Origin of the sequence: Rhodococcus sp. DN22, from assembly GCF_036669995.1 — a bacterium.
In the GTDB taxonomy this organism is placed as follows: domain Bacteria; phylum Actinomycetota; class Actinomycetes; order Mycobacteriales; family Mycobacteriaceae; genus Rhodococcus_F; species Rhodococcus_F erythropolis.
In genome coordinates, this window is record NZ_CP133326.1 from 5,321,315 (window position 1) to 5,335,246 (window position 13,932).

The window sequence follows — 13,932 nt, forward strand, 5'->3', positions numbered from 1 at the left end:
CATGTCAGTTGTCCGAAGACGCGTGCTGCGCCACGACTCCCCTCGACGCCAATTCACGACGCAGCGAATCGGTATCGACAGACGCGAGATCAACCCGGTGCGTGCGGGCAGCCAAGGCTCGGACTTCCTCGGACAGGTCCGCCACCTGCTTACGCGTCGCGGCCTGGGATGCCTCGTCCTGTTCCGCCACGCGCTCGACCAACCAGGAAGCGAGTGTGGCAGTCACGATGCCCAGCAACGCAATTCCGCCGATCATCAATGCTCCGGCGATCATGCGCCCGGTCGTGGTAACGGGCGCCATGTCTCCGTAACCGACGGTCGTGACCGTCTCCATCGCCCACCACAATGCCGTTCCGTACGACGTGATGGCAGCGCCCTGCGCGTGACGCTCGGCATCGAGCATGGCCAGCGCCGCGACACCGATCAGCAAGGCCGTGGCACCAGTGGCGTAAATAACCACCCGTCCACGCAAGCTTTGCCCGCTCGAGCGGTGAACTATCGCAAGCAGTGTGACCAACCGAAGTAGGCGCAGCGGACGCAGCATGGGCAACACCACCATCGCCAAGTCCAAGAGATGCCTGACGAACCAGCGACCGCGGGCAGGTGCCAACCACAGGCGAACTGCGTAGTCGACGGCAAAAACGACCCACGCAGCCCACATCGTCCATTCGGTCAGACGATGTGGAAGGCCCGTCGGTTGCGCCAGCACTTGGTACGCGTACGCCACCAAGAACAGGCAGGCCGCAGCGGTCAACGGGATGTCGATGGCTAGCTGCCATTTCTCCAACGTCCACGCAGCGCGGCGGTGCGCCGACTTCGTCGATTCGTTCATCCGAGAAGTCTGACACCACCGCTACCTAGTGCCCGGCAGAACCGACTCAGATCCGAGTGTGCGTCAAGATGTTGAGCGCCGTGGGAACTGCCTCGATCGTGATGGGCAACGGCCCCACCCGATCGCCGTCCGCGTAGGCGATGATGCCCTCGGAGACCAACCGCACCTTCTTCGACCGATACGTCTGCACCGCATCCAAGGAGACGTGAGTTCCCTTGTACACCCGCGGAAACAGGCGCACCAGACGCAACCTCGAACCGTGCCCGACGACGGTCAGATCCAGCAACCCATCAGACTTCGACGCGCCCGGAGTGATGAGCATGCCGCCACCGTACGAGCGGCCGTTGCCGACAGCCACGAGCGTCGCGTCCACCGTGATGACCTCGTCGTCGAGTTCGATCCGGTACGGCAGCGGCTTCATCTTCGCCAACTCGGCGAGCATCGCCAAGTTGTAGCGCATCGGTCCCTTGGGCCACGACATCCGATTGGCCCGTTCACTGACCAGCGAATCGAATCCGCTCGCGATGATCGTTCCCGACCAGACGACGGAACCGTCGGCCAGCGTGATCTTCGCCAGGTCGGACTGCTGCACGACGCCGTCGGCGATCACATCGGCGGCTGCTTCGGGATCGACTGTGGGAATGCCGAACTCACGGGCGTGATCGTTGCCGGTGCCTGCCGGAATGAGCCCGATGGGCGTCTCGGTCAACGCGGCAGCCTGCAGTCCGATGCTGATGGCACCGTCACCGCCGACCACCACCAGCGCGTCGGTACCGTCTTCGATCGCACGACGGGCCAATTTCTTGGCGTCGTCGGCGTCGGTTCCGATGATCTCGGTGACGGCAACTCCCCGAGCGCGCAGTCGCGCAACACCTTTGCGTCCTGCCGCAGGCGCGTGACCATGTCCCGCCATCGGATTGATCAGGACGGTAACCTTCTCGATCTGACTGCGGGTTTCGGTCACGGAATCAGCTTTCCAGGATTGAGGATGCCGGCAGGGTCCACTGCATTCTTCACTGCGCGAAGGATGTTCGCGCCCAGTTCACCGATCTCGTCCTTCATCCATGGGCGGTGATCGGCGCCGACAGCGTGGTGATGGGTGATCGTGCCACCGGCGGCGATGATCGCATCGCCAGCGGCAGTTTTCGCCTTGTGCCACTGAGCGATCGGATCCTCGGTCTGCGCGCTGACAACGGTGAAGTACAGCGAAGCACCGGTCTTGTAGGTGTGCGAAATGTGGCACATCACGAGCGGCTGAGTCCCCTGCTCGACGAGAGCCTTGGTCAGCGCCTCGGTGACCGAGGAGCGCAGGTTCGCGAGGTTACCCCAGGTGGTTGCCGTCTCGAGGGTTTCGCACAGTGCGCCGACGTCGAGCAGAGCGTCACGCAGATACGGCGCATCGAATCGCCCGTGTTCCCAGCTGTTTCCGGGCTCCTCACCGAGCGACGTGCCGCCGTGAGCGGTGAGAATTGCGCGGGCCTCCGCCATCCGTTCAGCGGTGTGCGAAGCGGTGCCCTCGTAGGTAGTGATGCCGAGGCAACCACCGGTGAAGGCGTTCTCGCCGATCTTGTCGGTGGTCGCCAGATTCACGCCACTCTCGGCCTCGTCGGACAACCGCAATACTGTCGGAGCCGATCCTTCCTGGACCAGCTCACGCAATGCGGCTGCGCCGGTGGCGAAGTCGGGGAAGCTCCACCCTTCGCGCACGGTGCTCTCGGGCAGACGGTGAACCCGCACACGCACGTGCGTGATGACGCCGAAGGTGCCCTCGGAGCCGACAAAGAGCTCACCCAGATCGGGGCCTGCGGCAGATGCCGGCGCACGCCCGGTCTCGATCACACCACTCGGAGTGACAACAGTGAGGCCCTGGACCATGTCCTCGAAGCGCCCGTATCCAGCCGACGCCTGCCCCGAAGACCGGGTTGCGGCAAACCCGCCCAGAGTGGCGAACAGGAAGCTCTGCGGGAAGTGCCCGACCGAGAAACCGTGCTCACGCAGAAGCTCCTCGGCCCGTGGGCCGGTAGTTCCGCCGCCGAACGTCGCAATGCCCGATTCCTCGTCCAACCCGACAAGCTGATCGAACCTGCGCAGATCGAGAGAAAGAACTGCGTCGAACCCGTCACGAATGGGATCGAGCCCGCCGACGACGCTGGTGCCACCACCGAACGGGACCACTGCGATCCGGTTGGCAGAGCAGTATCGGAGAACCTGCTCGACCTCTGCGTCTGTCCCTGGAGTGACGACTGCGTCCGGTGCGTCCTGCGGCTCGACGCTACGACGGCGAAGCAGATCCGGGGTGCTCTTGCCACCGGCCCGAAGGATTCGATCGGAATCCTTGGTACTGACGTACTCGGCCCCGACCAGCCCGGACAGCGCTTCGACATGCGACTGGGCCATAGCGGACGGAGCCACCTGGACGTCTTCGATGGCGAGACGCGATCGAGTCGGTGCGGAGACACCGAGAAATCCGGTCAACAATGATGTGACTGCGTCCGACAGTTCACGCTTCTTGGCCGGATCGCCCCAGGCGTCCCACTGCATCGGCGGTTGCAAGGCAGACTTTTCGGTGCTCATAGACACTAGTGTTACATATTTGTGTGATGTGTAAACATCCCGGTGGATCAATCCATCCATCAACCCATCGTCTTGGAACCGTCGATGGCTTCGCGAAGCATGTCCGCGTGGCCCGCATGCTGGGCCGTCTCGGCGATGATGTGCAGCAATGCGCGCCGCGCTGACCAGCGAGCTCCCGCTTCGAACCACGGCGCCGACGGCAGTGGATGCGAGATGTCGAGGCTGTCCAGCGAGGCCACCAACTCGTCGGTCCTGGCCGCGATCCCCTCGTACTCGGAAACGATGCCTGCCAAGGTTTCACCCTCGACCATGGCGAATTCGTTCGCTCGTTCCTGTTGCATCTCTTCCGACCACTGGGTCGGGTCGAAGTCCCCACCAAGTCCGGCCGGCCCTTCCAGAATGAAGTCGACCCATCCCTTTTCCGCCTGACCCACATGCTTGATCAATCCGCCGAGGCACAGTTCACTCACGGTCGGCCTCGAAGCGGCCTGCTCGTCGGTGAGGTCCTTGACGGTGAAGAGAAGGAATTCACGATGCCGACGCAGGCTCTGGAGGAGATCCGCGCGCTCGCCGGTGACGGTGGTGATCGGTGCGTTCATGATGTTTCCTTCGCTCGTGGGTTCGTGCCCTGTGAGAACTACGTTAGAAGTTATTGCGGACAGAAACGGTCCTCATTAGAAAACGATCAAGAAAAAACTCCCGGCACCCACCGATGAAGGTGAGTGCCGGGAGTTCGAGCGAGCTAGACGAGATCAGACTGTGCGAGCCAAACGATCGGCCAGCAGGCGCGTGAAGTGCGCCGGATCGCTCAGTTCACCGCCCTCGGCAAGCAACGCCATGCCGTAGAGCAACTGAGCCGTCTCCGTCAGGTTCTCTGCATTGTCATTGGCGGCCTGCGCCTCCCGCAGACCCGAGACAAGCGGATGCTCCGGGTTGAGCTCGAGAATGCGCTTGCTGTGTGGAACAGGCTGACCCGAAGCCTTGTACATCTTCTCGAGTGTCGGCGACATGCTGAACGCGTCGCCGACGATGCAGGCAGCCGACGTGGTCAGGCGCGTCGAGAGACGCGTTTCCTTGATGTCGTCGGACAGGGTTTCGGTCAGCCACGTCAGTAGCGCGCCGAATTCCTTTTCCTTCTCTTCGCGCTCGGCCTCGGCCGCCTTCTTTTCGTCCTCGGTGTCGAGGTCGACCTCGCCCTTGGCGATCGACTGGAAGGTCTTGCCGTCGAAGTCCGAGACTGCGTCGACCCACATCTCGTCCACGGGGTCGGTGAGTACCAGAACCTCGAGGCCCTTGGCCTTGAAAGCCTCCATGTGCGGCGAGCTTTCGATGAGGTGACGAGATTCGCCGGTCATGAAGTAGATCTGTTCCTGACCGTCCTTCATGCGCTCCACGTACTCGGCGAGAGTGGTCACGCCCTCTTCACTGTTGGTCGAGGCGAAGGACGAGATGTCGAGCAGCGTCTTGCGGTTGTCGGCATCGGCCATCAGGCCTTCCTTGAGCGCGCGTCCGAACTCGGTCCAGAAAGTCGAGTACTTCTCCGGCTCGTTCGCCTTCATGTCCTTGATGGTCGAGAGGACCTTCTTGGTCAGACGACGACGGATGGCAGCGATCTGCCGGTCCTGCTGCAGAATTTCACGAGAGACGTTGAGCGAGAGGTCTTGTGCGTCGACCACGCCCTTGACGAAGCGCAGGTAATCGGGCACCAACTCTTCGCAGTCGTCCATGATGAAGACGCGCTTGACGTACAGGTGGATGCCGGCCTTGCGCTCACGCATGAACAGATCGAACGGCGCCGTCGACGGAATGAACAGCAGCGCTTGGTATTCGAAAGTACCTTCGGCCTTCATCGGGATGACCTCGAGAGGCTCGTCCCAGGCGTGGCTGACGTGCTTGTAGAACTCCTTGTACTCGTCCTCGGACACCTCGTCCTTGGAGCGAGTCCACAGCGCCTTCATCGAGTTGATCGTCTCGGTCTCGATGGTGACCTCGGGCTCCTCGCCCTCGGCCGGCGTCGACGTACGAGCGACATCCATGCGGATCGGCCACGCGATGAAGTCGGAGTACTTCTTGACCAGTTCCTTGATCTTCCATTCCGACGTGTAGTCGTGCAGGCCGTTCTCGGAATCCTCGGGCATCAGGTGCAGGGTCACGGAGCTACCCTGCGGTGCCTCGTTCACATGCTCGAGCGTGTACGTGCCTTCGCCGGTCGATTCCCAGCGCGTCGCGTGATCTTCACCGGCGCGGCGGGTCAGCAGCGTGACCTTGTCCGCGACCATGAACGTGGAGTAGAAGCCGATGCCGAACTGACCGATCAGTTCTTCGGATGCCGCTGCATCCTTGGCTTCCTTGAGCTTGCGACGGACCTCGGCGGTGCCGGACTTGGCGAGCGTGCCGATCAGGTCGACGACCTCGTCACGCGACATGCCGATGCCGTTGTCGCGGATGGTCAGGGTGCGTGCTGCCTTGTCGATGTCGATCACGATATGCAGATCGGAGACGTCGACGTTGAGGTCTTTGTCCTGGTAAGACTCGAGGCGGAGCTTGTCCAGCGCGTCCGAAGCGTTGGAGATCAACTCACGAAGGAAGCTGTCCTTGTTCGTATAGATTGAATGAACCATCAGATCCAGCAGCTGACGTGTTTCTGCTTGGAACTCGAGCTGCTCGGTATGCGCGGTCACTTCGATCCCTTTCTCTTCTCGGACTGATCACAGGAATTTTACTTGACCTCGAATACCGGGGGTCGGCGCCCGCACGGACAAAGGGAGGTCACGCGACCTGCGCGTGACCTCCCGTTATCTTCACCACCGATCTACTCGGTGACGTTCACCATCGAATAGTTCGAGACGCCGGCGGCCAGCACCCTGAGGTGATCGTCCGATGCGCCCAAAGTGTGTTCGATGGCCACCAGCCGCGAGACGTAGTGCCCGACCGGATACTCGGCTGTCATACCGATACCACCGTGCATCTGAATTGCTTCCTGACCGATCTGATGCGCGGCGCGACCGACAGACAGCTTCGCTCGCGACGCGATGGTCGGATCGATCACTCCGTCGGCGATGGCCATGGTGGCGTACAGACTCATGCTGCTCGCCAGTTCAAGCGCCACGTACATGTCGGCCGCACGATGAGTCAGCGTCTGGAACTTCGCGAGCGGAACACCGAACTGCTTGCGCTGCTTCAGGTATTCCGTCGTCAGTCGCAGAGCTTCGGTCATGATCCCGATCGCCTCGGCGCACAGAGCTGCCTGCGCCCGAACCTCTGCTTCGACGATCGCCTCCGTGACATCGCCGCCCTCACCAAGCTGTTCGGCCGCGGCATCGGTGAACGTGAACTGCGCACCGCGACGGCCGTCGTGGGTGGCGTACGTGCTCCGTGTGACACCTGGGCCCTCCGCATCCACCAGGAAGAGCCCGGGGCCGCCGCCTGGAAGTGTGGCGCTGACGATCACGACGTGCGCGCTGTCGCCCTGCAGAACTGGGTTCTTGACGCCGGTGATCGTCCACCCCGATCCCTCCTGCGATGCATTGGTCGTGACAGTGGCGACCGGCCAGCGCGTGCCGGGTTCCGTATGCGCGAAGGCCGACAGAGTGGTCCCGTCGCTGAGCGCCGGCAGGAGCCGCGCCCGCTGATCTGCCGAACCAACAGCCGCGATCAAACCGCCGGGGATCAGAACACCACCCAGATACGGCTCGGGTGCAAGCGCGCGGCCCAGTTCGGTCATCACGACCATGGTCTCGACCGGCCCAGCGCCCATCCCGCCGTCGGCCTCCGCGAATGGCAGGCCGAGCAGCCCGAGCTCGGCGAACTGCTTCCACACCGAGGCATTCCATCCCTCGTCAGTGGCCGAGGTGGCGTTACGCTTCTCCGCGTCGTAGCTGCGGTTGAGCAATTCACGCGTCGTGTCGCGAAGCATCGTCTGCTCGTCGTCGAGTTCGAAATTCATGTCAGATGCTCACAATCCGAGAATCGAGGAGGCAATGATGGAGCGCTGCACCTCACTTGATCCGCTGTAGATGGAAACCTTCCGGTAGTTCAGGTAGCGCGGCGCCGCTTGCTGCGCCCACTCCGGCGAGTCGATCTCGACCGTATTCACCGGCAACGAGTCCGGACCCGCAACATCCATCAGCAATTCCGTTGCTGCCTGCTGCAATTCGGAGCCGCGGAGCTTGAGCAGCGAGGACGCCGGGTTCGGCTTGCCGTCTGCCGAACTCGCCACAACTCGCAGTTGAGTCAGATCCAGTGCAAGCAGTTCGTTTTCCAGCTCAGCCAACCGAGCCGCGAACAACGGATCATCGAGGAGGGTGCCGGTTCCAACGCGAACTTCCCGCGCCTTCTCTTTTGCCGTGGCGACAAGAGTTTTGGAGAACCCGACCCGCGTGACGCCCGTGCGTTCGTTGCCGAGCAGGAACTTGGCGTAGTCCCAGCCTTTGTTCTCTTCGCCGACAAGATTCTCCGCAGGGACGCGGACGTTGTCGAAGAACACCTCGTTGACCTCGACGCTGCCGTCGATCAGTTTGATGGGGCGAACCGTGATGCCGGGAGTTGCCAGATCGATGAGCAAGAACGAAATTCCGGCCTGCCGCTTCTGAGCACTGGCATCTGTACGAACCAGACAGAAGATCCACTCGGCGTGCTGCGCGAGAGTAGTCCACGTCTTCTGACCATTGACGATGTAATCCGCGCCGTCACGGACAGCGGCCGTCTTGAGTGAAGCGAGATCCGAACCGGCTTCTGGTTCCGAAAAACCCTGGCACCACCAGATATCGGCGTTGGCCGTAGCGGGGAGAAATTTCTCCTTCTGCTCCTGCGAACCGAAGGCAGCGATAACGGGCCCAACCAGGCTCACGTTGAACGGCAACGGGTTGGGTACCGACGCCAACTGCATTTCCTCGGAATAGATGTGGCGCTGAACCGGAGTCCAGTCCTTGCCACCCCATTCGACCGGCCAGTGTGGAACCGCCAACCCGTGTGCGTTCAGAATCTGTTGACCCGCAACGATGTCCTCACGAGTCAGCTTTCCGAATCCGGCTGCACGTGCTCGAAGTTCGGGCGAGAATTCGGTGGTGAAGAACTTTCGCATCTCCTCGCGGAACGCAACTTCCTCAGTGGTCAGTTCGAGATTCATGTGGAGTCTGCTTTCTTCTTGCAGGATTTCAGAACAAGATTCGCGCGACGGTCTGCGCAACGACGGCAGGTTTGCCCACGCCTTCGATCTCGACGGTGTTGGTGATCTGACTCTGTAGTGAACCGTTCGGCAATTCTTCGATTGCGGAGAGCACTGCGGTATTTCGAACCTTGGCCCCGACTGGCACCGGACTCGGGAATCGAACCTTGTCGGACCCGTAGTTGACGACCATTTTCGCGCCGTCGATGCGATACACGGACTTCGACAGAAGCGGCAGGAGTGAGAGCGTCAGATACCCGTGCGCAATTGGTCCACCGAAAGGTGATTCACGCTTTGCCCTTACGTCGTCGACGTGAATCCACTGATGGTCACCGGTCGCGTCGGCAAATTGATGGACCATCTCGCGGGTGACCTCGACCCACTCGCTCGAGCCCAGCGTTTCACCGACCGCCCCCAGGAGATCGGACTTGTTCTCGAACACCCGTGTCATCTGATCCTCCACGTTCCCGAACACTGTTAGGTTAATTGGATAATAAACTCACAGTGTAAGGTTGTCCAGTACTTTCAGACGAAAGGGTTCTGGGCGATGGCGCGACCGCGGGTTCCACTACTGAGTAAGCCGATCATCAGGGACACCGCCCTGAAACTGGTGGACGAGCACGGTTTGACCGACTTCTCGATGCGCAAACTCGCCACTGTTCTCGGCGTACAGGCACCGTCGCTGTACAGCCATTACGCCAACAAGGACGAGTTACTCGACGACGTCGCGAACGTCATCATGGAGTCCGTCGACGTGAGCGGCTTCGACTCCGACGATTGGCGCGGCGCGCTACGCACGTGGGCGCGGTCCTACCACGCCGCCCTGGGCAAGCATCCCAATATCGTTCCCTACTTGGCCTACGGTCCGAGCGTCAGGCCCATCGCCCTCGATCGCGCGAACGCCATCCATGGCGGACTGGTGCGCGCCGGATGGCCACAGCGCACGGCAACGCTGATCGGCGCTTCCGTCAAGTACGTGGTCATGGGTGCTGCGACGGCGACGTTCTCCGGCGGATTCGTGGACGATCCTGCGATCTACGCCGAGCGTTACCCGCACCTCACGCGAGCACATCTGTTGCGTGAGCGTGCTGCGGAAATCGACGGTGCCAGTTTCGAACTCGCGCTGGAATCCCTACTGGACGGACTGGAAGCCAAATACGCACTGCTGCAAAGAACTACAGAGCAACCTCCTCGAAACTGAGGGTTGTTACCGTCGATCAAGCGCGCCGAGCATCGCAACGAAGGCCGCCTGACGATCCCCCAGAGCGGCGAAGAATTCCCGGTCCGAAGATTCCACCGCGCGGTTCGCCCTGCCGGCCAAGGCCGCACCCACCGGCGTGACGGCAAGCGAGCGAGCACGAGCATCGGTCGGATGTGGACGTCGTTCGACAAACCCCTTGGATTCGAGGGTCCGAATCACCTGTGACGTCATCATCGCGTCGGTGCGCGCGTACTCGGCAAGACCGCGTTGAGTTATCGGCGTCTCTGCATCCAGCCAGGTCAGTGCGGCGAGCAGAACGAACTGCACGTGGGTCAGGTCGAAAGGTCGCAGCGCCGCGCGAATCGAGGCTTGCCAAGCATTGGTGACACGCCACAACATCAGACCGGGACTCTCGTCCGCGTCCTCGAAGTCGGTTTCCAGTTTCTTCGCCACAGCGCCAGTGTGTCAGCTCGTCGTCGAACGCAGAACCTCGACGTCGTTGTCATCCAACGGAATCAAGCCACGCCGGAGTTGATACCCCCAATTCGGTGCCGAGGTCAGCGCCAATCGACTCCGGACTGCGTCGAGAGGAACGGGGTTGAACTGTTCGTACCTAACTCGCCGCCGAAACGGCTTGAAACACCCCTCGTCCGCCTGCCAGATCTCACCCTCTTCGATCACACCGAGAGCTGTGAACTCGCGCAACGGATCTCGGTCGCCCATGGACTCGACCGGCGAATAATAGACAAGCACGTCACCTGCTTTCATCCGTACCAAACCAGCTCTCTTTCCGTGCCCGATCTGTGCGATACCGAGATCCACTGCGCGACGCACATGTTCGGCAGAGACAACCCCTAACCAGGCATTCATCGCCGGCCCCCTGGCGAACCGAAAGCACATTCATTCATACATTTAGTATGCGCGCTTATTATCTTTCCCGCAACAGATCCACTCTTGAACGTGTTCAACTCCAGGGCGTACGCTGCACTTGAACATGTTCAAAGAAGGAGTGTCGATGAGTAGTCGCGGGATCGAGACCAGGGAAAAGCTGGTGGAAACAGCATTGCGGCTCTTCCGCGACGAAGGCTTCGCAGCGACGACCATGCGCAAGATCGCAAATGAGGCAGAGGTCTCGCTCGGGAACGCCTACTACTATTTCGCCAGTAAAGACGAACTGGTTCACGAGCTGTATCTCGTCATCCAACGCGATCACCGCGCGCGGGCGCTTCCACTCCTTCGCGAAGGTGGGTCACTGACAAAAAATCTCAGGATTGTTCTGCACACCGGACTCGATGTCATGGGGCCCTATCACGGCTTCGGCAGCACGTTTCTGCACGTTGCCCTGCCCACCACATCACAGTCCAGCCCGTTCTCGGCCGAGTCGACCGATGCGAGATCGATCGCCGTCGAATTGATGCGCCAAGCACTGGCGGCGTCGAAGCAGAAGACGCCGTCGTCATTGGAGACCCAGCTCCCCACACTCTTGTGGCTCAGCTATCTGGGCGTGACGCTGCACTGGGTTACCGACTCATCTCCGGGGCAAACGCGCACCCGATCCCTGGTCGACGGCCTGGTACCGATCATCGCCAAAGCGCTCACACTCGCCCGGCTGCCAGTGGCACGAGGTCTGGTCGGCGATGTCGCCGCCCTGATGACAAAAGTCGTTTCTGCAGAGGGGAACACAAAACCATGAAGACCGTTGTTGTCTGTGGTGCGTCGGGTTACGTAGGCCAACACCTTCTTCGAACGCTCGAATCCAACGGGGTCGACGTTCGGACGATCGGCCGGGGAGGAACGAGCGATGCCACGTGGTCCGACGAGCACGGCGTCGCCGATGTACTCAGCGGCACGGATCTGCTCGTCAACCTCGCCGGCCGCTCCGTGAGCTGCCGCTACAACAAGCGCAATGCCGACGACATCTTCTCCTCCCGCGTGGAAACGACCGCACTGTTGGGTCGCGCACTGGCCCGTACACCGCAGCCACCCTCGCTCTGGGCGAATGCCAGTACCGGCACGATCTATCGAGACGCGCGGGATCGACCGATGGACGAGAAGAACGGAGAGCTGGGAAAGGGATTCTCCGTAGCGGTCGCGCGAGCGTGGGAACACGAATTGTTCTCAGCCCCAACGCCTGTTCGCAAAGTGGCACTTCGGATGTCGATCGTCCTCGGAGCCGGCGGTGGGGCGATCAATCCGTTCGTCAACCTCGCCCGAATGGGCTTCGGCGGACGAATGGGCGACGGCCGACAGATGTTCAGCTGGATTCACATCGCCGACGTCATTCGCGCGATCATCCACGTCTACGAGAATCCGGAGATCTCAGGCCCGGTCAATATCGCATCCCCGTATCCGGTAACCAACACCGACATGATGCGGATGGTACGAGCGAAACTTGGCCGACAATATGGGTTTCCGACGCCGGGCTGGATGCTCGAGTTCGGCGCACGAATCATCCGCACCGAGGCTGAACTGGTAACGAAGAGTCGCTGGGTTTCACCAGGGGTGCTCGCGGACAGCGGCTTCCAGTATCAATTTCCGACGTTGGAGTCTGCGCTGAACCAGATCGCTCAAGAGACCCCGCGAGGGTTGCTTCCGGTTTCACTCGGCTGAAGTTCGGCTGCGATCGCAACCGCTCGCACGATATCCTGCTCGAGCAGATAGTGATTCAGTGCAATCGCAGCCTTTGATCCGGCAGCGGCGGCGGTGATCAACTGCGCCGGAGAATCCGACACATTCCCCGCGGCCCAGGCTCCAGGCACACTTGTGCTGCCTGCAGGATCAGTTACCACCCAACCATTTTCGTCGGCTTCACACCCCAGGTCAGTCAACAGATCGCCTCGCGGAACAAACCGTGGGCCGACAAACACTACGCTTCGCGGAATTACCTGACCGGAGGCCAGTTCGACGCCGTCCAATCGACCATCGCCAACCGACACGCCAGCCACATCGCCTTCGACAATGCGAATCCCCCTGGCAATCAGCCGCTCCCGTTCGGCTCCCGTCAGCTCGATACGGTTGGGAAAGAAGACGACATCCTCCGACCATTGACGCACCAACGACGCCTGATGAATGGTGAACGGCCTATTGCCACCACCGAGCACACCGATCGGGGAATCTCGAACCTCGTACCCGTGACAGTAGGGACAATGCAGAACGTCGACGCCCCAGCGATCTTGCAGCCCAGCGATGTTCGGCAGCTCGTCACGTAACCCAGTAGCAACCAGAACAGTCCGTGCCTCCAGCGACGCAGTCGCGTCGGTTTGCACAAGAAATCCACCGTCGTCCGTGCGCTCGATTCGGATTGCGGTGCCAGTCGTCATTTCGCTGCCGTACTCGAGAACCTCCTTGCGGCCGGCCGCAAGTAATTGCGTAGGACTCTCACCATCCCGCGTCAGGTACCCGTGCAGGTGCTCGGAGACACCATTGCGCGGGTTACCTGCATCGACGATCATCACTCGCCGCCGAGCCCGAGCCAGAACAAGCGCGGCACTCAACCCCGCCGCACCGCCACCGACAATCACCACGTCGAACCTCATGTGCTCCCCCAGTCCGCAGATCGTCCCACCCGAGACGGTGGGCTATTCTGGCAATCTAGCAAATTTGTTTACCGGTTAACAACGTTGAGGAATCGTGAACGAACCAACACTCCGCTCCCGTACCTGCAACCTCTGGGCCGAAAACAATCCCGACCTCGACACCTCGCCCATGGAAGTAGTCGCGCAACTCAAACGGATTACGGCGCTTCTCGAACTAGCAGTCGAACCGGTATACCAAACCGCGGATCTCACCGTGTCGGAAGTGGAACTGCTTGTGCCACTGCGATACGCCGAGGAACCGGTCACCGCGATTCGTCTCGCCGAACGCCTCGGTATGTCTCGGGCCGGGGTCAGCAAGGCACTCGCGCGACTCGAGAAGCGAGGACTCGTCTCCCGCACAAGCAATCCCGAAGACAGGCGATCTGCACTGATCACGATGACGGTCCAGGGAAACGCTGTCGTCGACGACGTCTTTCCTCGCGAACTCGCCGCTCACGGTGAATTGTTCACCCAACTCGGCCGGGACCGGGGGAAGGTCCTTGCCGCACTCGAGCGACTGGCAGTATCCATGGAAAGTGGGCTCGATCGGATGAGCGATGCCCGTTCGCGTACCTGAGTCGCC

The 13,932-nt window shown here is 61.3% G+C and carries 15 protein-coding genes; 4 read left to right on the forward strand and 11 right to left on the reverse strand.

Annotation, left to right across the window (positions count from 1 at the left end; all coding sequences use genetic code 11):
* Positions 1–4: 4 nt before the first annotated feature.
* The 8 genes from RA302_RS24365 to RA302_RS24400 all read right to left on the reverse strand — a co-directional run bounded on the left by RA302_RS24365 (position 5) and on the right by RA302_RS24400 (position 9,024).
* Positions 5–832 (reverse strand): potassium channel family protein, encoded by an 828-nt coding sequence (locus RA302_RS24365; RefSeq protein ID WP_030535162.1) that lies wholly within the window; start codon positions 830–832, stop codon positions 5–7.
* Positions 833–878: 46 nt separating this feature from the next.
* Positions 879–1,796: a diacylglycerol kinase gene (locus tag RA302_RS24370; RefSeq protein ID WP_030535161.1), complete on the reverse strand. Its 918-nt coding sequence runs from the start codon at positions 1,794–1,796 to the stop codon at positions 879–881.
* Entirely contained in the window at positions 1,793–3,373 is a 1,581-nt protein-coding gene (locus RA302_RS24375) for an FAD-binding oxidoreductase (protein ID WP_030535160.1), read from the reverse strand. Before RA302_RS24375 ends, RA302_RS24370 begins: the two co-directional genes overlap by 4 nt.
* Positions 3,374–3,465: 92 nt before the next feature.
* Entirely contained in the window at positions 3,466–4,005 is a 540-nt protein-coding gene (locus RA302_RS24380; protein WP_030535159.1) for a DinB family protein, read from the reverse strand.
* Between the two features lie 153 nt (positions 4,006–4,158).
* Positions 4,159–6,087, reverse strand: a complete 1,929-nt coding sequence (htpG, locus tag RA302_RS24385) for a molecular chaperone HtpG (protein ID WP_030535158.1) — start codon at positions 6,085–6,087, stop codon at positions 4,159–4,161.
* Between the two features lie 131 nt (positions 6,088–6,218).
* On the reverse strand, positions 6,219–7,352 hold the full coding sequence (locus RA302_RS24390; protein WP_030535157.1) for an acyl-CoA dehydrogenase family protein: 1,134 nt from the start codon (positions 7,350–7,352) through the stop codon (positions 6,219–6,221).
* Positions 7,353–7,361: 9 nt separating this feature from the next.
* Entirely contained in the window at positions 7,362–8,534 is a 1,173-nt protein-coding gene (locus RA302_RS24395) for an acyl-CoA dehydrogenase family protein (protein WP_030535156.1), read from the reverse strand.
* A 28-nt stretch (positions 8,535–8,562) separates the two neighbouring features.
* Complete coding sequence (locus RA302_RS24400) at positions 8,563–9,024, reverse strand: MaoC family dehydratase (RefSeq protein WP_030535155.1); 462 nt, start codon at positions 9,022–9,024, stop codon at positions 8,563–8,565.
* A gap of 96 nt (positions 9,025–9,120) precedes the next feature.
* Between RA302_RS24400 and RA302_RS24405 the strand changes: the two genes are divergently transcribed.
* Positions 9,121–9,774, forward strand: a complete 654-nt coding sequence (locus RA302_RS24405) for a TetR/AcrR family transcriptional regulator C-terminal domain-containing protein (RefSeq protein ID WP_007731342.1) — start codon at positions 9,121–9,123, stop codon at positions 9,772–9,774.
* A 6-nt stretch (positions 9,775–9,780) separates the two neighbouring features.
* Here RA302_RS24405 and RA302_RS24410 read toward each other — a convergent pair whose 3' ends face one another.
* Together RA302_RS24410 and RA302_RS24415 are read right to left on the reverse strand one after the other, a co-directional pair.
* Positions 9,781–10,227 carry a MarR family transcriptional regulator gene (locus tag RA302_RS24410; RefSeq protein WP_003940281.1) on the reverse strand — a complete coding sequence of 149 codons (447 nt, stop codon included), beginning with the start codon at positions 10,225–10,227 and terminating at the stop codon, positions 9,781–9,783.
* Between the two features lie 12 nt (positions 10,228–10,239).
* Positions 10,240–10,644 (reverse strand): EVE domain-containing protein, encoded by a 405-nt coding sequence (locus RA302_RS24415; RefSeq protein ID WP_030535154.1) that lies wholly within the window; start codon positions 10,642–10,644, stop codon positions 10,240–10,242.
* Positions 10,645–10,789: 145 nt separating this feature from the next.
* On the opposite strand from RA302_RS24415, the gene RA302_RS24420 reads away from it, so the two are divergent.
* Positions 10,790–11,467 (forward strand): TetR family transcriptional regulator, encoded by a 678-nt coding sequence (locus RA302_RS24420; protein WP_037125824.1) that lies wholly within the window; start codon positions 10,790–10,792, stop codon positions 11,465–11,467.
* Positions 11,464–12,384 (forward strand): TIGR01777 family oxidoreductase, encoded by a 921-nt coding sequence (locus RA302_RS24425; RefSeq protein WP_030535152.1) that lies wholly within the window; start codon positions 11,464–11,466, stop codon positions 12,382–12,384. Before RA302_RS24420 ends, RA302_RS24425 begins: the two co-directional genes overlap by 4 nt.
* On the opposite strand, the gene RA302_RS24430 is transcribed toward RA302_RS24425, so the two are convergent.
* Positions 12,342–13,310, reverse strand: a complete 969-nt coding sequence (locus RA302_RS24430) for an NAD(P)/FAD-dependent oxidoreductase (protein WP_037125744.1) — start codon at positions 13,308–13,310, stop codon at positions 12,342–12,344. The two genes, RA302_RS24425 and RA302_RS24430, sit on opposite strands and share 43 nt — an antisense overlap.
* Before the next feature lie 94 nt (positions 13,311–13,404).
* Here RA302_RS24430 and RA302_RS24435 point away from each other — a divergent pair, with 94 nt between their 5' ends.
* Positions 13,405–13,926 carry a MarR family transcriptional regulator gene (locus tag RA302_RS24435; protein WP_007731333.1) on the forward strand — a complete coding sequence of 174 codons (522 nt, stop codon included), beginning with the start codon at positions 13,405–13,407 and terminating at the stop codon, positions 13,924–13,926.
* Positions 13,927–13,932 lie beyond the last annotated feature (6 nt).